This is a genomic window from Serratia sp. HMSC15F11 (assembly GCF_001808215.1).
GTDB lineage: Bacteria > Pseudomonadota > Gammaproteobacteria > Enterobacterales > Enterobacteriaceae > Serratia > Serratia nevei.
Window position 1 is genome coordinate 1 of the sequence record NZ_KV792392.1, and the last position, 20,737, is coordinate 20,737.

Below are 20,737 nucleotides of genomic sequence, written 5' to 3' on the forward strand. Positions count from 1 at the left end.
TCAGATGTGTCCAACATTTGGGGTGCAGTTCACAAAGGCGCCCTGATTTTAGGCGATGTTCAGATACTTGTGGGTCTGCATCGACAACCGCCAGTTGCGCGCGATGCAGGTTTCGATGCACAGGCGGGTCGCCTCTTCTTTCTGGCTGATCGGCTGCAGCGCAATAATCCGTGCCTTGTCGTCCTGCAGCGTCGCCAGCAGTGCGTCCAGCGCCTCGATGTCGCGCTCGCGCGCCACCGGATGCTTCACCTCGTCGGCGCGCCGCAGCGCCTGATCCAGCACCTTCATGCCGCCGCGCATATTCACCTTCGGCGAAACCGTCACCCAGGTTTTGGCGGAACAGCGAATGTCGTGGGTGCCGCTGGTCTCAATCTGGCAGCCGTAGCCATGCTGTTCGAACAGCTCGGTCAACGGTGTCAGATCGTAGATGCAGGGTTCGCCCCCGGTGATCACCACATGACGTGCGGTGTAACCTTGTTGGCGCATCACCGCCAGCAGCTGCTCGGCGCTGGCATTGCCCCAGGCGTCGCTTTCCTCTGTTTTGACCAGGATCCGTTGCAGGTCGACTTCCCGATTGGCTTCCTTTTCCCAGGTATGTTTGGTATCGCACCAACTGCACCCTACCGGGCAGCCCTGCAGGCGGATAAAAATGGCCGGCACGCCGGTGAAAAAGCCTTCGCCCTGCAAGGTTTGGAACATCTCATTGATCGGGTACTGCATCGGTTTCTCAATCTGGAAAAGTAAAAAGCGATTATCGCAGATTCCGGCCCGGCGACCAAACGGCCAACATTGTATTAAATTTTATTCTCCGCGCCGCCGCCAGCATATCCCACCACCCCTGGCGTTTATTTAATTTGTTCGACGGGTTCTGATCTTTCATTCACGGTGTAACCTGCTTCGCAAAAACAACATTTATTTAACGTATAGGATAAATATATTTGACATAAAGCCTCGGCGCGCAGATGTATATACAAGCAAACACAAGCCGGGCGCCAGTTTCGGCCACGTTCCATCACGACTACATCTGCGTTTAGAGGGTGCCATGACTCATTCCACCAGCGAGTTAAACATTCAACAGGCCATCGACGACAGCAAGTTTTCGCTGTTTCACTGGACACTGATCATTCTCGGATTTCTGATCCTCGCCATCGACGGTTTCGATACCGCCGCCATGGGCTATATCGCCCCCTCGGTCGCCAAAGACTGGGGCATCGTGAAGCAGGATCTGGGGCCGGTGCTGAGCGCTGCGCTGCTGGGGCTGTCGCTCGGCGCGCTGATCGCCGGGCCGATCTCCGACCGCATCGGCCGCAAGCGCGTGCTGGTGTTTTCCTGCCTGTTCTTCGGCCTGTCGAGCCTGGCCACCGCCTACGCCGGTTCGCTCAACAGCCTTACGCTGTGGCGCTTCCTCACCGGTCTCGGGCTGGGGGCGGCGATGCCCAACGCCATTACCTTGATCTCCGAATACGCGCCGCAGCGCTGCCGTTCGCTGGCGATCAACACCATGTACTGCGGTTTTCCGCTGGGCGCGGCCGGCGGCGGCGCCATTTCATCGTGGCTGATCCCGAACTACGGCTGGCACAGCGTGCTGCTGCTCGGCGCCATCGCGCCGCTGGTATTGACTGTCCTGCTGATCCTGCTGCTGCCGGAGTCGGTTAAATATATGGTCAACCGCGGGCAAGATGCGGCGAAGATCAAGCGCATCGCGCAACGCTTCGTCAGCCAGAGCCTCGACGGCGTGACGCGTTTTTATCTGTACGAAGAGAAGCTGGCGCAGACCAAGACCAGCGTCGGCCTGCTGTTCAGCCGCCCTTACCTGCTCGGCACGCTGATGCTGTGGCTGACCTACTTTATGGGGCTGGTGATCTACTACGTGTTGCTGAGCTGGATGCCAATCCTGATGCAGGGATTGGGCTATCAGTTGGAGCAATCGGCGATGCTCACCTCGCTGTTCACCTTTGGCGGCACGCTCGGCATCCTGGTGGCCGGCTGGTTGATGGACCGCTGGAATGCGCACAAAGTGGTCTCGAGCGGCTTTGTCGTCACCGCCCTGCTGATCGTGGCGATGGCCACCGAGGATAAACAGATCGTGCTGCTGGGCGCCTTCATCTTCCTGATGGGCGTCACCATGAACGGCGCGCAGTCCGGGCTGCAAACGCTGGCGGCGACCTTCTACCCGACCCACAGCCGCGCCACCGGCATCGCCTGGATGCAGGGCATCGGCCGCTTCGGCGGCGTCGCCGGCACCATGATGGGCGCCCAACTGCTGGCCATGCAGTGGGAAGTGCAGAGCATCCTGATGTTCCTGTGCGTGCCGGCGCTGATCGCCGCCATCGCCACGGTGTGCAAGATGAGCCGCAAACCGACGCTGCAGCCGGCCGCCTGACCCTTGCAAGCCCGCCCACGGCGGGCTTTCTTCCTGCGGTGATAGGGCTTTTTTATCCTCCGCCGTCAACTGTAATCAGACTGTAAAAATATTGTGACTAGCCGCCCAAAAATGAGTCAATTTTAATTCATTTTTGCCGAACAGCTCACTTTTCTCCGGCTTTCCGTACCTGAGACCGGCGATAAAAAATCGCATATCAACCTGATATAAAAAGAAAATAACTTTTTCTTATGCCACTTTTCAGCGGCAACTGGTCAGTGTTGCATATGCTTGTACATACAAGTATATGTTAATAAGCCCTACGCATTGTTATGCCGTGGTACTCATCCCCACCGCGGCATGGAATCTGCACCGATACTGTTTGAGGAAACTGCTGTGACTACAAATAACAAAGTTCGCAATGTCGATGTACGCGCGCCACGCGGCACACAATTAAACGCAAAAAGCTGGCTGACCGAAGCGCCGTTACGCATGCTGCTGAACAACCTCGATCCTGAAGTTGCGGAGAACCCACACGAGCTGGTGGTGTACGGCGGCATCGGCCGCGCCGCGCGCGACTGGGATTGCTACGACAAGATCGTCGAAACCCTGAAAACGCTGGAAGAAGACGAAACCCTGCTGGTGCAGTCCGGCAAACCGGTCGGCGTCTTCAAAACCCACAGCAACGCGCCGCGCGTGCTGATCGCCAACTCCAACCTGGTGCCGCACTGGGCAACCTGGGAACACTTCAACGAGCTGGACGCCAAAGGCCTGGCAATGTACGGCCAGATGACCGCCGGCAGCTGGATCTACATCGGCAGCCAGGGCATCGTTCAGGGCACCTATGAAACCTTCGTCGAAGCGGGCCGCCAGCACTACGACGGCAGCCTGCAGGGGCGCTGGGTGCTGACCGCCGGTCTGGGCGGCATGGGCGGCGCGCAGCCGCTGGCCGCGACGCTGGCGGGCGCCTGCTCGCTGAACATCGAATGTCAGCAGAGCCGCATCGATTTCCGTCTGAAAACCCGCTACGTCGATGAGCAGGCCAAAGATCTGGACGACGCGCTGGCCCGCATCAAGAAATACACCTCAGAAGGCAAAGCCATCTCCATCGCCCTGTGCGGCAACGCGGCGGAAATCCTGCCTGAGCTGGTGCGCCGCGGCGTGCGCCCGGACATGGTCACCGACCAGACCAGCGCCCACGATCCGCTGAACGGCTACCTGCCGAAGGGCTGGAGCTGGGAAGAGTATCGCCAGCGCGCGCAAACCGAGCCGGCCAAAGTGGCCGCCGCCGCCAAGCAATCGATGGCCGATCACGTCAAAGCCATGCTGGCGTTCCAGCAGATGGGCGTGCCGACCTTCGACTACGGCAACAACATTCGCCAGATGGCGAAAGAAACCGGCGTCGACAACGCCTTCGACTTCCCGGGCTTCGTGCCGGCCTACATCCGTCCGCTGTTTTGCCGCGGCATCGGGCCGTTCCGCTGGGCGGCGCTGTCCGGCGATCCGCAGGACATCTACAAAACCGACGCCATGGTGAAAGAGCTGATCCCGGATGACGAGCACCTGCACCGCTGGCTGGACATGGCGCGCGAGCGCATCAGCTTCCAGGGCCTGCCGGCGCGCATCTGCTGGGTTGGCCTTGGCCAGCGCGCCAAGCTGGGCCTGGCGTTCAACGAGATGGTGCGCCGCGGCGAACTGTCCGCTCCGATCGTCATCGGCCGCGACCACCTGGATTCCGGCTCCGTTTCCAGCCCGAACCGTGAAACCGAAGCGATGAAAGACGGCTCAGATGCCGTTTCCGACTGGCCGCTGCTGAACGCGCTGCTGAATACCGCCAGCGGCGCCACCTGGGTTTCCCTGCACCACGGCGGCGGTGTCGGTATGGGCTTCTCCCAACACTCCGGCATGGTGATCGTCTGCGACGGCACCGACGAAGCCGCCGAGCGCATTGCCCGCGTCCTGCACAATGACCCGGCTACCGGGGTCATGCGTCACGCCGACGCCGGTTACGATATCGCTATCGACTGCGCCCGTGAGCAAGGTCTGAACCTGCCGATGGTTGCCGCGACCCAAGGAGAAAAAGCATGAAAGCGCTGACTATTCGCCCAGGCAAACTGACGCTGGCCCAGCTACGCGACGTGTATCAGCATCCGGTGACGCTGACGCTGGACGACAACGCCTACGGCCCTATCCAGCAGAGCGTGGCCTGCGTGGAACGCATCGTTGAAGAAAACCGCACCACTTACGGCATCAACACCGGGTTTGGCCTGCTGGCTTCGACCCGCATCGCCCGCGACGATTTGGAAAACCTGCAGCGTTCAATCGTGCTGTCACACGCCGCCGGCGTGGGCGAGCCCACCGACGACAATCTGGTGCGCCTAATCATGGTGCTGAAAATCAACAGCCTGTCGCGCGGCTTCTCCGGCATTCGTCTGGAAGTCATCCAGGCGCTGATCGCGCTGGTCAACGCCGAAGTTTATCCGCATATCCCGCTGAAGGGCTCGGTCGGCGCCTCCGGCGACCTGGCGCCGCTGGCGCACATGAGCCTGGTGCTGCTGGGCGAAGGCCAGGCGCGTCATCAGGGCCAATGGCTGCCGGCGACCGAAGCGCTGGCCAAGGCCGGTCTGAAACCGCTGACGCTGGCGGCGAAAGAGGGCCTGGCGCTGCTGAACGGCACTCAGGTCTCCGCCGCCTTCGCGCTGCGCGGCCTGTTCGACGCGGAAGACCTGTTCGCCGCCGCGACCGTGGCAGGCAGCCTGACGGTGGAAGCGGCGCTGGGCTCCCGCAGCCCGTTCGATGCGCGTATCCATGAGGTGCGCGGCCAGCGCGGCCAGATCGACGCCGCCCTCGCCTACCGCCACCTGCTCGGTGCGCGCAGCGAAGTCTCCGACTCGCACCGCAACTGCGAAAAAGTGCAGGATCCTTACTCCCTGCGCTGCCAGCCGCAGGTGATGGGCGCCTGCCTGACGCAGATCCGCCAGGCCGCCGAGGTGCTGGAGATAGAAGCCAACGCCGTCTCCGATAACCCGCTGGTGTTCGCCGAACAGGGTGACGTGCTGTCCGGCGGCAACTTCCATGCCGAACCGGTGGCGATGGCCGCCGATAACCTGGCCCTGGCGTTTGCCGAAATCGGTTCGCTGTCCGAACGCCGCATCTCGCTGATGATGGACAAGCACATGTCGCAGCTGCCACCGTTCCTGGTGGAGAACGGCGGCGTGAACTCCGGCTTCATGATCGCCCAGGTTACCGCGGCGGCGCTGGCCAGCGAAAACAAAGCGTTGGCGCACCCGTCGAGCGTCGACAGCATTCCGACCTCCGCCAACCAGGAAGACCACGTTTCCATGGCGCCGGCCGCCGGTCGTCGCCTGTGGAGCATGGCGGACAACGTGCGCGGCATTCTGGCGGTTGAATGGCTGGCTGCCTGCCAGGGCCTGGATTTCCGCAACGGCCTGAAGACCTCGGAAGGTCTGGAGCAGGCACGCCGTCTGCTGCGCGAGCATGTCAGTTTCTACGACAAGGATCGTTTCTTCGCCCCCGACATTGAAGCCGCCAGCCAACTCTTGGCGGCCGGTCACCTGACATCGCTGCTGCCTGCGGCGCTGCTGCCTAGCCAGGCATAATCATCACACACTGAATCACGCAGTTTGTTCTGCCCCGCCGGGTGCGTTCCACCCGGCGCGGGCAGCGCGTGCCTGTTCGGCAAACACTTAACGGGAAGCAACATGCGTAACGAAACGACACAACTCAGACGCGGACTAAACGCGCGGCACATCCGTTTCATGGCTCTCGGCTCGGCGATCGGCACCGGCCTGTTCTACGGCTCCGCCGGCGCCATCCAGCTGGCCGGCCCGGCCGTGCTGCTGGCCTACCTGGTGGGCGGCGCGGCGGTGTTCATGGTGATGCGCGCGCTGGGTGAAATGGCGGTGCACCAGCCGGTTTCCGGCTCGTTCGGCCACTACGCCAGCCACTATCTCGGCCCGCTGGCCGGGTTCCTCACCGGTTGGACCTACACCTTCGAAATGGTGATCGTCGCCCTGGCGGACGTCACCGCCTTCGGCATTTATATGGGGCTGTGGTTCCCGGAGGTCGCCCAGTGGGTCTGGGTACTCAGCATCATTCTGTTTATCGGCGCGCTCAACCTGTGCAGCGTCAAGGTGTTCGGTGAGCTGGAGTTCTGGCTGTCGCTGGTCAAAGTCGCCGCCATCGTGGCGATGATCGTCGGCGGCGCGGCGGTGATGCTGTTCGGCTTCGGCCAAACCCAGCACGCCACCGGTATCAGTAACCTGTGGCAGCACGGCGGCTTTATGCCTAACGGCATCGGCGGCGTGGTCGCGTCATTGGCGGTGGTGATGTTCGCCTTCGGCGGCATTGAGATCATCGGTATTACCGCCAGCGAGGCAAAAGACCCCGCCAAAGTGCTGCCGAAAGCGATCAACGCCGTGCCGGTGCGCATCCTGCTGTTTTACGTGCTGACGCTGACGGTGCTGATGGCGATCTATCCGTGGAACAGCATCGGCCAGAACGGCAGCCCGTTCGTGGAGATCTTCAGCAACCTCGGCATCAGCTCCGCCGCCAACGTGCTGAACGTGGTGGTGATCACCGCCGCTATCTCGGCCATTAACAGCGACATCTTCGGTGCCGGCCGCATGATGTACGGCATGGCGCAGGACGGCCAGGCGCCGCGCAGCTTCACCAAACTGACCGCCGGCGGCGTGCCGTGGATGACGGTGCTGGTGATGTCGATCGCCCTGCTGCTGGCGGTGGTGCTCAACTACCTGATCCCGGAGAAAGTCTTCATGATCATCGCCTCGATCGCCACCTTCGCCACCGTCTGGGTGTGGCTGATGATCCTGCTGTCGCAGATCGTCATGCGCCGCACGCTGTCGCCGGAGGAAACCCGTCAGCTGAGCTTCCCGGTGCCGTGGTGGCCGGTGGCGCCGGCATTGGCGACCGCCTTTATGGCATTTGTCATCGGCCTGCTCGGCTACTTCGAAGAGAGCCGCATCGCGCTGTACGTCGGGCTGGTGTGGATCGCTTTACTCACCGTGGCTTACTGGCTGTGGGTGCGCAAGAAAGGCGGCGGCTCGCCGGTGAGCGCGGCAACGCAGCAGATGTAACGCTCGCTTCTGATAAAACCCGCTGCGGCGGGTTTTTTATTGTGCTTTTGGCCAAACGCCGGCCATAAAAAAACCCGCCGCAGCGGGTTTTTATTCAGCAACCGAATCGGTCGAACTTACTGGCCTTTAACTTCTTTCAGGCCGTTGAACGGCGCACGGTCACCCAGCGCTTCTTCGATACGGATCAGTTGGTTGTATTTGGCAACGCGGTCAGAACGGCTCATGGAACCGGTTTTGATCTGGCCAGCCGCAGTCCCTACCGCCAGGTCGGCGATGGTCGCGTCTTCGGTTTCACCGGAACGGTGAGAGATCACCGCGGTGTAGCCAGCATCTTTCGCCATCTTGATAGCAGCCAGCGTTTCGGTCAGAGAACCGATCTGGTTGAATTTGATCAGGATGGAGTTAGCGATGCCTTTCTCGATGCCTTCTTTCAGGATCTTGGTGTTGGTAACGAACAGATCGTCGCCCACCAGCTGGATTTTGTCGCCCAGAACTTTGGTCTGGTAAGCGAAGCCCGCCCAGTCGGATTCATCCAGGCCGTCTTCGATAGACACGATTGGGTACTGTTTGGTCAGGTCTTCCAGGAAGTGAGTGAACTCTTCGGAAGTGAAGGCTTTGTTGCCTTCGCCGGCCAGCACGTATTTACCGTCTTTGTAGAATTCGGAAGCCGCACAGTCCATCGCCAGAGTCACGTCTTTGCCCAGCTCGTAGCCCGCCGCTTTTACCGCTTCAGCGATAACCGCCAGCGCTTCGGCGTTGGAACCCAGGTTTGGCGCATAGCCGCCTTCGTCGCCCACGGCGGTGTTCATGCCTTTGGCTTTCAGGACTTTCGCCAGGTGGTGGAATACTTCAGAACCGATGCGCACCGCTTCTTTCAGGGTTTTCGCGCCAACCGGCTGAATCATGAATTCCTGAATGTCGACGTTGTTGTCAGCGTGCTCGCCGCCGTTGATGATGTTCATCATCGGCAGTGGCATGGAGAATTTGCCTGGGGTGCCGTTCAGTTCAGCGATGTGCTCGTACAGCGGCATGCCTTTAGAGGCTGCGGCCGCTTTCGCTGCTGCCAGGGAAACCGCCAGAATGGCGTTGGCGCCGAAGTTGGATTTGTTCTCGGTGCCGTCCAGATCGATCATGATCTTGTCGATGTTCGCCTGGTCTTTGGCATCTTTACCCAGTACTGCCTGAGCAATCGGACCGTTTACTGCAGCAACGGCTTTCAGTACGCCTTTACCCAGGAAACGAGACTTGTCACCGTCACGCAGTTCCAGCGCTTCGCGGGAACCGGTAGAAGCACCTGACGGCGCAGCAGCCAGGCCTACGAAACCGCCTTCCAGATGAACTTCGGCTTCAACAGTCGGGTTACCGCGGGAGTCGATGATTTCACGACCGATGACTTTAACGATTTTGGACATTAGGTTTTCCTCAGTACAAGTTAAACTAAAACTCCAGACAAACAGCGCGCGGTTCTCACCGCGCGCCGCCTACCAAATATTTTATTTTACCTGGCGCTTCTGATGCTCGCCTGCGGCTTTCACGAAGCCGGCGAACAGCGGATGCCCATCACGCGGCGTAGACGTAAATTCCGGGTGGAACTGACAGGCTACAAACCACGGGTGATTCGGCAGTTCAATGATCTCGACCAGCTTGTTGTCGGCGGAACGACCGGCGACACGCAGCCCTGCGGCTTCGATCTGCTTCAACAGCATGTTGTTAACTTCGTAACGATGACGGTGACGCTCGACAATGGTCGGTTCGCCGTACAGCTGACGCACCAGGCTGTTGTCGCTCAGGTTGCACTGTTGGCCACCTACGCGCATCGTGCCGCCCAAATCGCTTTCTTCGCTGCGCACTTCGACGTTGCCGTCTTCGTCGCGCCATTCGGTGATCAACGCCACCACCGGGTACTTACAGTCTGGCATAAACTCGGTGGAGTTGGCGTTTTCCATGCCCGCCACGTTGCGAGCGAACTCCATCAACGCCACCTGCATGCCCAGGCAAATGCCCAGGTAAGGAATGTTGTTCTCGCGCGCATAGCGTGCGGTCATCACTTTGCCTTCCACGCCGCGGTAGCCGAAGCCGCCCGGGATCAGGATCGCATCCAGCCCTTTCAGCACTTCCACGCCGCGGGTTTCCACGTCCTGCGAGTCGATCAGCTTGATGTTCACGGTCAGACGGTTTTTCAGCCCGCCGTGCTTCAGCGCTTCGATCACCGACTTGTAGGCGTCCGGCAGCTCAACGTATTTGCCGACCATACCGATGGTCACTTCGCCGCCCGGATTGGCTTCTTCGTAGATCACCTGTTCCCATTCGGCCAGGTTGGCTTCCGGTGCGTTCAAGCTGAATCGTTTACAAATATAATCGTCCAGCCCCTGAGATTTCAATAGGCCTGGGATTTTATAAATAGAATCAACATCTTTCAGAGAGATAACCGCTTTTTCCGGCACGTTGCAGAAAAGCGCGATTTTAGCGCGTTCGTTAGCAGGAACCGCGCGATCGGAACGGCAAATCAGCACATCCGGCTGAATACCGATGGAAAGCAGTTCTTTTACGGAATGCTGGGTTGGCTTGGTTTTCACTTCGCCGGCCGCCGCCATGTACGGCACCAGCGTCAGGTGCATGTACAGGGTGTGCTCACGGCCCACTTCTACCGCCATCTGACGGATGGCTTCGAGGAACGGCAGCGATTCGATATCGCCGACGGTGCCGCCGATTTCCACCAGCACCACATCGTGGCCTTCGCCACCTTCGATGATGCGCTCTTTGATCGCGTTGGTGATGTGCGGAATGACCTGCACGGTCGCACCCAGATAGTCGCCGCGGCGTTCTTTACGCAGCACGTCGGAGTAGATGCGGCCAGTGGTGAAGTTGTTGCGACGCGACATTTTGGTGCGGATGAAGCGCTCGTAGTGACCCAAATCCAAATCGGTTTCTGCGCCGTCTTCGGTGACGAAAACTTCCCCATGCTGAATCGGGCTCATGGTGCCCGGATCCACGTTGATGTACGGGTCCAGTTTCATGATGGTAACGTTGAGGCCACGGGCTTCAAGAATAGCCGCCAGAGAGGCTGCGGCAATGCCTTTACCCAGAGAGGATACGACCCCGCCGGTCACAAAAATATAATTAGTTGTCATGCTGAACCTGAGAGTTTAGGTTTAAAGACGATGGAAGAACCAGGACGGGAAAGTAGTATACCCGAACCTCTCCTGACCTACAAACGATCGTTTTGCTGTCCATCATCTCGGCCGCCCTCCCGTGTTCATCAGGGTTTACTCCGCCGGCGCGCCCAAAACCCTCCAGGAAATACAAAGAGTTAGCGGAGAAATTTTCTTTTTACCGCCCCTCTCGAGCGATAAAACGCCTTAGATTTCAATTTGTTGGCCTTTTGCTGCCGACGGCAGCCCTGCGCCTGTGACCTGACCGCAAGCTTAACCGTTTCAGCCTGAGTGAACCTTGTCGGCGATCAACATTGTAGCGGCGGTTCAGCTTCCCTAAACCCGATTAGCCTGGGATCGAAGCGCATCGGGTTAACGACTGATGTAGAGCATGCGTTCAGGCATATCAACAATCACACGATGACCCCGCATAAAGCCCATTCCCAGCAGACCATCAAAACCCAGCGCCTCAGACGTTGGGCCTTCGGTAACGATGGCCAAATCGTTGTGATGCCGGCCCCGGCGATCGGTCAAGGTGAATCTGGTCACTCGGCAATCCAGATTCTCGGCCTCAGGCTCAATGGAACGACAGCCGGAGAACAAGAGGCCAGCCGGCAAGCCTGCGGCAAACAAAAGAGAATGGCTGGCGCCGGTATCAACAATCAGGCGCAACGGTTTATTGCCAACGAAGGCCGTCACGCTCAGCCCCTCATCGGTCTGTTCGAATGGATATGAAGCCCATATTGCAATGTCTGAAGGCAGATGAGTCAACATTTGCAAGCGGTCGTTTTCGAAATCCATCAGCACCTTTCGATCGCGGAACAACCCAAGCCCCATCACTTCACTTACCGGCAGCTCGTTTCCCAGGCTGAGTCCCCAGGGCTTAAAACTCACCACTTCGACGTCGTTAAACGGGATATAGCCAATAAACAGCCGACTAATCCGCCAGGCAGGCACCTGATTTTCACCGCCAGAGAGATCTCTCAACCGCCGAGGCGCCAGCCGCACCGCCTTCAGACTCGGTTGCGCGACCAGACGCTCCAGATCGTGTTGATAAAGGTGTATCCCTTCTGCGCTGCCGGTATCCAGCATGAGCGTGTGTAAACGGTTATCGATCTGCACATCGACTAATGGCAGCCTGCGTTCATCATACCGCAGCCGCCCAACATCAGCAGGAGGAGACGCCATGCTGAAACCGGGGAAAAAACATGCTAAAAGCATTAGCCTCTTGATCATGACGCCACCTTCCTTTGTCTGCGCGGAACGCCCTTCATGTTCACCCCGGCGCCATGAACGCCGGAAGCGCATCAGATTTCAGATTTCTTCACCTGCTGCCAGGCCTCTTCCATCTGCTCCAGCGTGGCGTCTTCAAGCCGCAGCCCGCTTTGCTTGACGATCGCTTCCACCTGGCGGAAACGGCGCTCGAACTTGCGGTTCGCCGCCTGCAGCGCGTTCTCCGCCTTGTGGCCTAAATGGCGCGACAGGTTCACCGTGGCGAACAGCAGATCGCCGATCTCCTCTTCCAGCTTGCTCTCGTCGACCACCGCTTGGCGGGCTTCGTGCATCACTTCGTCGATCTCTTCGTACACTTTGTCCAGCACCGGGCCCAGGGTGTTCCAGTCGAAGCCGACCGAGGCGCAGCGTTTCTGGATCTTGTGCGCTTTCATCAACGCCGGCAGCGCCTGCGGAATGTCGTCCAGCACCGAGTGCAACGCTTTCTCGGCGCGCTCACCGGCCTTCAGCTGCTCCCAGCGCGCCGCCACGGCTTCGCTGTCTCCGCCCTCGGCGTCGCCGAAGATGTGCGGGTGACGGCGCTCCAGCTTGTCGCTGATGGCGGTGCACACCTCATCGAAATCGAACAGCCCCTGTTCCTGCCCCATCTGAGCGTAGAACATCACCTGAAACAGCAAGTCGCCCAGCTCGTCGCGCAGATCGGCGTAGTCCTGCCGCTCGATGGCGTCCAGCACTTCGTAAGTTTCTTCCAACGTATAAGGCGCAATGGTGGCGAAGGTTTGCTTGCGGTCCCACGAGCAGCCGATCTGCGGGTCGCGCAGCGTTTTCATGATGTTCAGCAGGCGCTGCAGCGGAGTGGATTGGGTCATAAAAAATCTCTGAAAAAGCATGGGGGCGCAGGGGAGCACCCGCCGAATTCATGGATTTCGGGCCGCATCCGCTATCGATACGACCCGAAAGGCGATGTGGGCTTAGTTGCCGTGCAGACGCTTGGCGTCTATCACGTCCGGCAGCTGGTTCAGCTTCGCCAGCACCCGGCTCAGCACCTGCTGGTTGTAGATTTCGATATCCATGTCGATGGTGGCCAACTGCTTCTTGGTGTCGCTGCGGCTGGCGACGCCCAGTACGTTGACCTTTTCGTTGGCCAGAATGGTGGTAATGTCGCGCAGCAGCCCGCTGCGATCGTTGGCCATCACGCGCACCACCAGCGAATAACCGCTGGAGTAGCTTTCACCCCATACCGCGTCAACGATGCGCTCCGGCGCGTGCGATTGCAGATCGACCAGCTGATCGCAGTCCGCACGGTGGATCGAAATACCGCGCCCCTGGGTGATAAAGCCGACGATGTCGTCGCCCGGGATCGGCTGGCAACAGCGGGCGATGTGGTGCATCAGATTGCCCACGCCCTCCACCACCACTCGGCCGTTGTCCTTGTTACGAGCCGGCGGCGGCGCTTTCTGCTGCACCAGCTGGCGCAGCGCCTCGCGATCCTGCTCTTCGGCGCTCGGCTTGTTGAACTTGCCCTGCAGGTAATTCACCATCTGGTTCAGGCGAATGTCCCCACCGCCGATCGCCGCCAACACCTCGTCCAGCGAGTTCATGTTGTAGCGCGGGATCAGCAGCTTCTCGGCCTCTTTCAGGCTGATGCCGAGATGCTCCAGTTCGTTGTCCAGCATCTGACGACCGGCGAGAATGTTCTTGTCGCGATCCTGCTTGCGGAACCAGTTATGGATCTTCGAGCGCCCGCGGCTGGTGGTGACATAGCCCAGGTTCGGGTTCAGCCAGTCGCGACTCGGGTTCGGCTGCTTCTGGGTGATGATCTCAATCTGATCGCCCATCTTCAGCTGATAGGTAAACGGCACGATGCGGCCGCCGATCTTGGCGCCGATACAGCGGTGACCGACGTCGCTGTGAATATGGTAAGCGAAATCGAGCGGCGTGGAGCCGGCCGGCAGATCCACCACGTCGCCTTTCGGCGTAAACACATAGACCCGATCGTCGAACACCTGGCTGCGCACTTCGTCGAGCATCTCGCCGGAGTCCGCCATCTCTTCCTGCCAGGCGATGAGCTTGCGCAGCCAGGCGATGCGTTCTTCGTAGCCGGAGCGCACGGTCACGCCCGCGCCCTCTTTGTACTTCCAGTGCGCGGCCACGCCCAGCTCGGCGTCTTCATGCATTTGCCGGGTGCGGATCTGAATCTCGACGGTTTTGCCGCGCGGCCCCAGCACCACGGTGTGGATCGACTGGTAGCCGTTGGGTTTCGGGTTGGCGACGTAGTCGTCGAACTCGTCCGGCAGATGGCGGAAGTGGGTATGCACGATGCCCAACGCCGCATAGCAATCCTGCAGGCGCTCCGCCACGATGCGCACCGCGCGCACGTCGAACAGTTCGTCAAACGCCAGGTGCTTTTTCTGCATCTTGCGCCAGATGCTGTAGATGTGTTTCGGCCGGCCGTAGATCTCCACCCGAATGCCTTCGCTGGCCATCTCGGTGCGCAGCCCGGCGACGAAATCGTCGATGAACTGTTCGCGATCGATGCGGCGCTCATGCAACAGCTTGGCGATGCGCTTGTATTCTTCCGGATGCAGGTAGCGGAAGCAGAAACCCTCCAGCTCCCACTTCAGCTGGCCGATGCCGAGCCGGTTGGCCAGCGGGGCATAGATGTTGGAACATTCTTTCGCCGCCAGCACGCGTTCGTCTTCCGGCGCGTCTTTCACCTCACGCAGATGGGCGATGCGCTCCGCCAGCTTGATGACCACGCAGCGGAAATCCTCCACCATCGCCAACAGCATGCGGCGCACGTTGTCGACCTGTTCGGAGGCCATCGAATCGTTTTGGGTGGCTTTCAGTTGGCGAATGGCGTCCATGTCGCGCACGCCGTGCACCAGCGCGACGATGCCCTTGCCGAACGCTTCGGTCAGGGTCTCTTCCTGCACGATGCCGGCGTCCACCAGCGGGAACAGCAGCGCGGCACGCATGCTGTCGTTGTCCATGCTCAGCGTCGAGAGGATTTCCACCATCTCCAAACCGCGCCACAGCAGCAGCGAGGCGTCGGGATGGTTCTGGGTCTGCTGCTCACAATAACGCCAGGTTGCGGCCAATCGCTCACATGACTGCGGGTTAGGTAGCCCCAAGCCGGCGATCCACTCATCGAGAGCGAATTCACCCGCCGTATTCAGATGTGCACTTCTTACCGCAACCATAACTTCTCCCTACTTTGCAGCGACCTCTGGCGCGCGCTCGTTGATAAACAGCGCCATTGATTCAAGATGCCCCGTGTGCGGAAACATATCCAACATCCGCACGCGCGCAAGACGATAACCGGCGCTCAACAGCACTTTGCTGTCGCGAGCCAGCGTGGTGGGGTTACAGGAAACATACACCACCCGCGCCGGCGCCAGTTTTACAATGTGTGACATCACCCCGGCCGCACCGGCACGGGCGGGATCCAGCATCACCTTATCAAACCCTTGTGCTGCCCAAGGTTGCCGCGCAACGTCGTCCTCCAGATTCTCGTGGAAGAACGATGCATTATTCAGCTTATTCTTATGTGCATTATATTGCCCATTCGCTACCAGCGTGGCAACACCTTCGATGCCCACCACCGCAGCGGCCCGGCGCGCCAACGGCAGGGTGAAGTTACCCATGCCGCAGAACAGGTCCAGCACCCGATCATTGGGTTGAATATCGAGCCATTCAAGGGCCTGCGCCACCATTTGTTGGTTTACGGCGTCATTGACCTGAATAAAGTCGCGCGGGCTGAAGTCTAAGCGTAGCCCGTCAACCTGATAATACGGCGTGTCACCGCACAGTTTCTCGACGCGATCGCTGTCCGGCGCCAGATAAACGGCGACGTTTTCCCGCTCGCCAAACGCCAACAGCGCCTGCCGATCCGCCTCTTTCAGCGCGTCGAGATGGCGCAGCACCAGCAGCGGTCCATTATCCGCCAGCACCAGCTCCACATGCCCCAGCCGCCGTACCGCCTGCAGCCCGCTCAGGCAGGCGCGCACCGGCGCCAGCAGCTGTTCCAGCTCCGGCCGCAGCACCGGGCAGTGCTCCACCGCCACCAGCTCGCTGGAGGCCGCCTGTCGAAAACCCATCATCAGGCGCTGTGGCTTGGGCTGCCACGCCAGGCTCAGGCGGGCGCGGCGGCGATAGCCGTATTCCGGGCCGGCGATCACCGGTTCCTGCTGCGGGGTCACCCCGGTTTCGCGGGCGATCATGCGCACCAGCGCCGCCGCCTTGCTCTGCTGTTGCAGCGCCTCATCCGCATGCTGCTGCTGGCAGCCGCCGCAGACGCCGAAATGCGGGCAGCGCGGCGCCACCCGCTGCGGGCTGCGGCTCAGCAGGCGTTTGAGCTTGCCTTTGGCGAAGTGGCGCTTGTCTTCGGTCAGCTGGATTTCCGCCTGCTCGCCCGGCAATACGCCCGGCACGAACACCGCTTTGCCGTCGTGGCGCGCCACGCCCTGGCCGAAAGGATCGAGATCGCTCACCGTCACGGTGAAGATTTGTGAGCTCTGCCGGGTCGTCACGCGGCGTTTGGGAGAGTAGAATTGCGCCATATTTGTCGATTGTGTGCTGGTTCATTAAGCTAGTGTCAGCTGTCAATTCTCCCACATTGGAATCCCATGACCAAATACAGCCTGCGTGCGCGCATGATGATCCTGATTCTGGCCCCGACCTTGCTGATTGGTTTGCTGCTCAGCACCTTCTTCGTGGTGCACCGCTATAACGAGCTGCAGGAGCAATTGGTCGACGCCGGCGCCAGCATCATCGAGCCGCTGGCGGTGGCCAGCGAGTACGGCATGACGTTCCGCAGCCGCGAATCGGTCAGGCAACTGGTCAGCCTGTTGCACCGTCGCCATTCGGACATCGTGCGTTCGATCACCGTGTTCGATGCGCAGAATAATTTGTTCGTCACCTCCAATTATCATCACAACTTCGCTCAGCTACAGCTGCCGAAAGGCGTGCCGTTGCCCACCGAGCTGATGCTCACCCGACGCGGCGATTCGCTGATCCTGCGCACGCCGATCCTGTCGGAAAGCCAGTATCCGGATGAAACCGCCGACGGCGGCAGCCACCCCGACAACAACCTGGGCTATGTGGCGATCGAGCTGGATCTGCAGTCGGTGCGGCTGCAGCAATATAAAGAGGTGTTCGTCTCCACCCTGCTGCTGTTGCTGTGCATGTGCATCGCCATCCTGTTCGCTTACCGCCTGATGCGCGACGTGACCGGCCCGATCCGCAACATGGTGAACACCGTCGACCGCATCCGCCGCGGCCAGCTCGACAGCCGCGTGGAGGGCTACATGCTCGGCGAGCTGCACATGCTGAAGAACGGCATCAACTCGATGGCGATGTCGCTCACCGCCTATCACGAAGAGATGCAGCAGAACATCGATCAGGCCACCTCCGATCTGCGTGAAACCCTGGAGCAGATGGAGATCCAGAACGTCGAGCTGGATCTGGCGAAAAAACGCGCGCAGGAGGCGGCGCGCATCAAGTCCGAATTCCTGGCCAACATGTCGCACGAGCTGCGTACTCCGCTCAACGGCGTGATCGGCTTCACCCGCCAGATGCTGAAAACCGATCTGAGCGCGACCCAGACCGATTATTTGCAGACCATCGAACGCTCGGCCAACAACCTGCTGACCATCATCAACGACGTGCTGGACTTCTCCAAGCTGGAAGCCGGCAAGCTGGTGCTGGAGCATATTCCTTTTGCCCTGCGTGAAACGCTGGACGAAGTGGTGGTGTTGCTGGCGCCCAGCGCCCACGACAAGGGGCTGGAGCTGACGCTGGATGTGCACAACGACGTGCCGGAGCAGGTGATCGGCGACTCGCTGCGTCTACAGCAAATCATCACCAACCTGCTGGGCAACGCCATCAAGTTCACCGAAACCGGCAATATCGACATTCGCGTCGAGCTGCGCAAACAGCTGGATCGCCGGGTGGAGGTGGAAGTGCAGATCCACGACACCGGCATCGGCATCTCCGAACGCCAGCAGTCGCAGCTGTTCCAGGCGTTCCGTCAGGCGGACGCCAGCATCTCCCGCCGCCACGGCGGTACCGGGCTGGGGCTGGTGATCACGCAAAAACTGGTGAAAGAAATGGGGGGCGATATCTGCTTCCACAGCCAGTTGAACCGCGGCTCGACCTTCTGGTTCCATATCACACTGGATCTGAACGAGGGCATGCTGTCGCTGGCGCCGAGCCTGCCGGATCTGAGCGGCAAAACGCTCGCCTATATCGAGTCCAACCCGACGGCGGCGCAGGCGACGCTCAACATGCTCAGCATCACGCAGCTGGTGATCACCCACTCGCCGACGCTGGGCCAGTTGCCGCCAGGCCACTATGACTTCCTGCTGGCGGGCGTGCCCATCCCGTTCCGCGACAACATGGCGCAGCACGAGGACAAATTGCTGGCCTCGCTGAAGCTGGCCGATCGGGTGATTCTGGCGCTGCCGTGCCAGGCGCAGATCGACGCCGAGCTGCTTAAACAACAAGGCGCGCTCGGCTGTCTGATCAAGCCGATCACCAGCACCCGACTGTTCCCGCTGCTCCGGATGGAAGCGCCGGCACGCCTCACCGCGCAGCCTGAGCGTAAACGCCTGCCGCTGACGGTGATGGCGGTTGACGACAACCCGGCCAACCTGAAGTTGATCGGCACGCTGCTGGGGGAACAGGTAGAAAAAACCCTGCTGTGCGAGAGCGGTGAGGAAGCGCTGGCGCTGGCGCGCGACAACGTGCTGGATCTGATCCTGATGGACATTCAGATGCCGAAGATGGACGGTATTCACGCCAGTGAATTGATCCGCCAGCTGCCGCATCACAACTCCACGCCGATCGTCGCCGTTACCGCCCATGCCGCCAGCGGCGAGCGCGAGCACCTGCTGCAGGCCGGGATGGACGACTATCTGGCCAAACCGATCGACGAGAAAATGCTGACCCGCGTGCTGTCGCGCTACCACAGCGGCGACGTAGAAAACGCCATCGCCGACGACGCACCGCTGTCGCTCGACTGGCCGCTGGCACTGCGTCAAGCGGCCAACAAACCGGACCTGGCGCGCGATCTGCTGCAAATGCTGCTCGATTTCCTGCCGCAGGTGCGCGAACGGGTACAGGCACTGCTCGACGGCCAGCATGACGACGAGATCCTCGATCTGGTCCATAAGCTGCACGGCAGCTGCAGCTACAGCGGCGTGCCGCGCCTCAAGCAGCTGTGTTTCTACCTCGAGCGGCAGCTGCGTCAGGGCATCACCAACGACGAACTGGAGCCGGAGTGGCTGGAGCTGTTGGATGAGATTGAACTGGTGATCCACGCGGCGCGCGCGCATCTGGCGCAACCCGCCTGAATCCTCAGGCCATAACGCAAAAAGGCACGCCGCAGCGTGCCTTTGTTTTTAACGCCTGACGCCTATCACTGCGCCAGCAGGTACAGCTGGCTCTCGCCGCGCTGAATATTCAACGCCAGTACCGACGGCTTGCTGTCGAGGATTTTACGCAGCTCACCCAGGTTCTGGATCGGCTGTTGGTTCACGCCCAGGATCACGTCGCCCTTTTTCAGGCCGATGCGCGCCGCGGCGCTGCCGGCTTTCACGCTGTCGACCTTGACGCCCTTCACGTTGCCAACCTGGGTATTGCTCAGCTCGGCGCCTTCGATGCCGGTGTAGATATTGCCCGAGGCCACCTGGGTCTGCGCGCTTTGCTCCAGCGTGACGTCAATCGTCACCGGCTTGCCGTCGCGAATAATGCCCAGCGACATCTTGCTGCCGACCGGCAGCGTGCCGATCTCCGCCCGGAACGAGGCGAAGCTGGAGATGGCCTTGCCGTTCATGGTGACGATCACGTCGCCGGCCTTGATGCCCGCCTTCGCCGCAGAAGACTTCGGCATCACCTGGCTGACGAAGGCCCCGCGCTGCGCGTCGACCTTCATCGCCTTGGCCAGCTCAGAGTTCAGCTCGGTACCCATGATGCCCAGCTCGCCGCGTTTCACCTGGCCATATTCGACCATTTGCGCCGTCAGGTTTTTCACCATGTTGCTCGGAATGGCAAAGCCGATACCGATGTTACCGCCGTCCGGCGCCAGGATCGCTGTGTTGATGCCGATCAGCTCACCGTTCAGGTTAACCAGCGCCCCCCCAGAGTTACCGCGGTTGATCGCCGCATCGGTCTGGATAAAGTTTTCGTAGTTTTCGATGTTCAGGCCGCTGCGCCCCAGGGCGGATACGATACCTGAAGTGGCGGTTTCACCCAGCCCGTACGGGTTGCCGATCGCCACGGTGTAATCGCCGACGCGCAGCTGATCGGAATCCGCCATCTTGATCGCCGTCAGGTTCTTGAAGTCTTTCAGCTGGATCAGTGCGATATCGGAACGCGGATCCTTGCCGATCACCTTGGCGTCGAAACGGCGGCCGTCGCTCAGCTGCACCTGGATCTTGTTGGCGTTGTCCACCACGTGGTTATTGGTCACCACGTAGCCCTTGGCGGCATCGATGACCACCCCGGCACCCAGCGCCTGGAATTTCTGCTGCGTGCCTTGCGGCTGGCCATCCGGCCCAGGCTGTTCGCCGCCCTGACACATCGGCGAGCCCTGGAACGGCGAGCCGTCCTGGCAGAACGGCGAATCTTCGCCGAAGAACTGTTGGAACTGCTGCGGCATGCGCGGCGTATTGACCGTGGTGCTGCCCTCAACGTTAATGCTCACCACGGAAGGCATTACCTTTTCCAGCATCGGCGCCAAGCTCGGCAGCTGTTGGGTGCTGGATGAGGCGGTTTCAGCGGCGCTGGCCGTGACCGGGCCCATCGCCATACCGATACTGAATGCCAGTGCGCTCAGAACTAATGCGGTTTTTTTCATCTGTGTGTCTCTT

At 60.4% G+C, this 20,737-nt stretch carries 13 protein-coding genes; 5 read left to right on the forward strand and 8 right to left on the reverse strand.

Annotated features, from left to right (window positions below):
* Nucleotides 1-48: 48 nt before the first annotated feature.
* A complete protein-coding gene (queE, locus tag HMPREF3138_RS01645) occupies nucleotides 49-720 on the reverse strand; it encodes a 7-carboxy-7-deazaguanine synthase QueE (protein WP_038873559.1) in 672 nt (223 codons plus the stop codon).
* Nucleotides 721-1,042: 322 nt separating this feature from the next.
* Here queE and HMPREF3138_RS01650 point away from each other — a divergent pair, with 322 nt between their 5' ends.
* From HMPREF3138_RS01650 to HMPREF3138_RS01665, 4 genes are all read left to right on the forward strand, one after another.
* Nucleotides 1,043-2,383, forward strand: a complete 1,341-nt coding sequence (locus tag HMPREF3138_RS01650) for an MFS transporter (protein WP_038873555.1) — start codon at nucleotides 1,043-1,045, stop codon at nucleotides 2,381-2,383.
* Nucleotides 2,384-2,758: 375 nt separating this feature from the next.
* Nucleotides 2,759-4,450 carry a urocanate hydratase gene (gene hutU, locus HMPREF3138_RS01655; protein WP_070558768.1) on the forward strand — a complete coding sequence of 564 codons (1,692 nt, stop codon included), beginning with the start codon at nucleotides 2,759-2,761 and terminating at the stop codon, nucleotides 4,448-4,450.
* Complete coding sequence (gene hutH / locus HMPREF3138_RS01660; protein ID WP_025301604.1) at nucleotides 4,447-5,982, forward strand: histidine ammonia-lyase; 1,536 nt, start codon at nucleotides 4,447-4,449, stop codon at nucleotides 5,980-5,982. Before hutU ends, hutH begins: the two co-directional genes overlap by 4 nt.
* 102 nt (nucleotides 5,983-6,084) lie before the next feature.
* Complete coding sequence (locus HMPREF3138_RS01665) at nucleotides 6,085-7,479, forward strand: amino acid permease (protein WP_038873550.1); 1,395 nt, start codon at nucleotides 6,085-6,087, stop codon at nucleotides 7,477-7,479.
* A 116-nt stretch (nucleotides 7,480-7,595) separates the two neighbouring features.
* On the opposite strand, the gene eno is transcribed toward HMPREF3138_RS01665, so the two are convergent.
* The 6 genes from eno to rlmD form a co-directional block, all read right to left on the reverse strand.
* Complete coding sequence (gene eno / locus HMPREF3138_RS01670) at nucleotides 7,596-8,891, reverse strand: phosphopyruvate hydratase (RefSeq protein ID WP_038873548.1); 1,296 nt, start codon at nucleotides 8,889-8,891, stop codon at nucleotides 7,596-7,598.
* 81 nt (nucleotides 8,892-8,972) lie between these two features.
* Nucleotides 8,973-10,610: a glutamine hydrolyzing CTP synthase gene (gene pyrG, locus HMPREF3138_RS01675; protein WP_004932674.1), complete on the reverse strand. Its 1,638-nt coding sequence runs from the start codon at nucleotides 10,608-10,610 to the stop codon at nucleotides 8,973-8,975.
* Nucleotides 10,611-11,003: 393 nt separating this feature from the next.
* A complete protein-coding gene (locus tag HMPREF3138_RS01680; RefSeq protein ID WP_038873546.1) occupies nucleotides 11,004-11,867 on the reverse strand; it encodes a pepsin/retropepsin-like aspartic protease family protein in 864 nt (287 codons plus the stop codon).
* 71 nt (nucleotides 11,868-11,938) lie between these two features.
* Nucleotides 11,939-12,733, reverse strand: coding sequence for a nucleoside triphosphate pyrophosphohydrolase (mazG, locus tag HMPREF3138_RS01685; RefSeq protein WP_038873564.1), 795 nt, complete (start codon nucleotides 12,731-12,733; stop codon nucleotides 11,939-11,941).
* 102 nt (nucleotides 12,734-12,835) lie between these two features.
* Entirely contained in the window at nucleotides 12,836-15,067 is a 2,232-nt protein-coding gene (relA, locus tag HMPREF3138_RS01690; RefSeq protein WP_070558770.1) for a GTP diphosphokinase, read from the reverse strand.
* A 9-nt stretch (nucleotides 15,068-15,076) separates the two neighbouring features.
* Complete coding sequence (rlmD, locus tag HMPREF3138_RS01695) at nucleotides 15,077-16,426, reverse strand: 23S rRNA (uracil(1939)-C(5))-methyltransferase RlmD (RefSeq protein ID WP_038873541.1); 1,350 nt, start codon at nucleotides 16,424-16,426, stop codon at nucleotides 15,077-15,079.
* 66 nt (nucleotides 16,427-16,492) lie between these two features.
* Between rlmD and barA the strand changes: the two genes are divergently transcribed.
* Nucleotides 16,493-19,219 carry a two-component sensor histidine kinase BarA gene (barA, locus tag HMPREF3138_RS01700; RefSeq protein ID WP_038873538.1) on the forward strand — a complete coding sequence of 909 codons (2,727 nt, stop codon included), beginning with the start codon at nucleotides 16,493-16,495 and terminating at the stop codon, nucleotides 19,217-19,219.
* 65 nt (nucleotides 19,220-19,284) lie between these two features.
* Here the strand turns inward: barA and degP are convergent, their stop codons facing one another.
* Nucleotides 19,285-20,724 carry a serine endoprotease DegP gene (degP, locus tag HMPREF3138_RS01705; protein WP_033637134.1) on the reverse strand — a complete coding sequence of 480 codons (1,440 nt, stop codon included), beginning with the start codon at nucleotides 20,722-20,724 and terminating at the stop codon, nucleotides 19,285-19,287.
* Nucleotides 20,725-20,737: the final 13 nt, after the last annotated feature.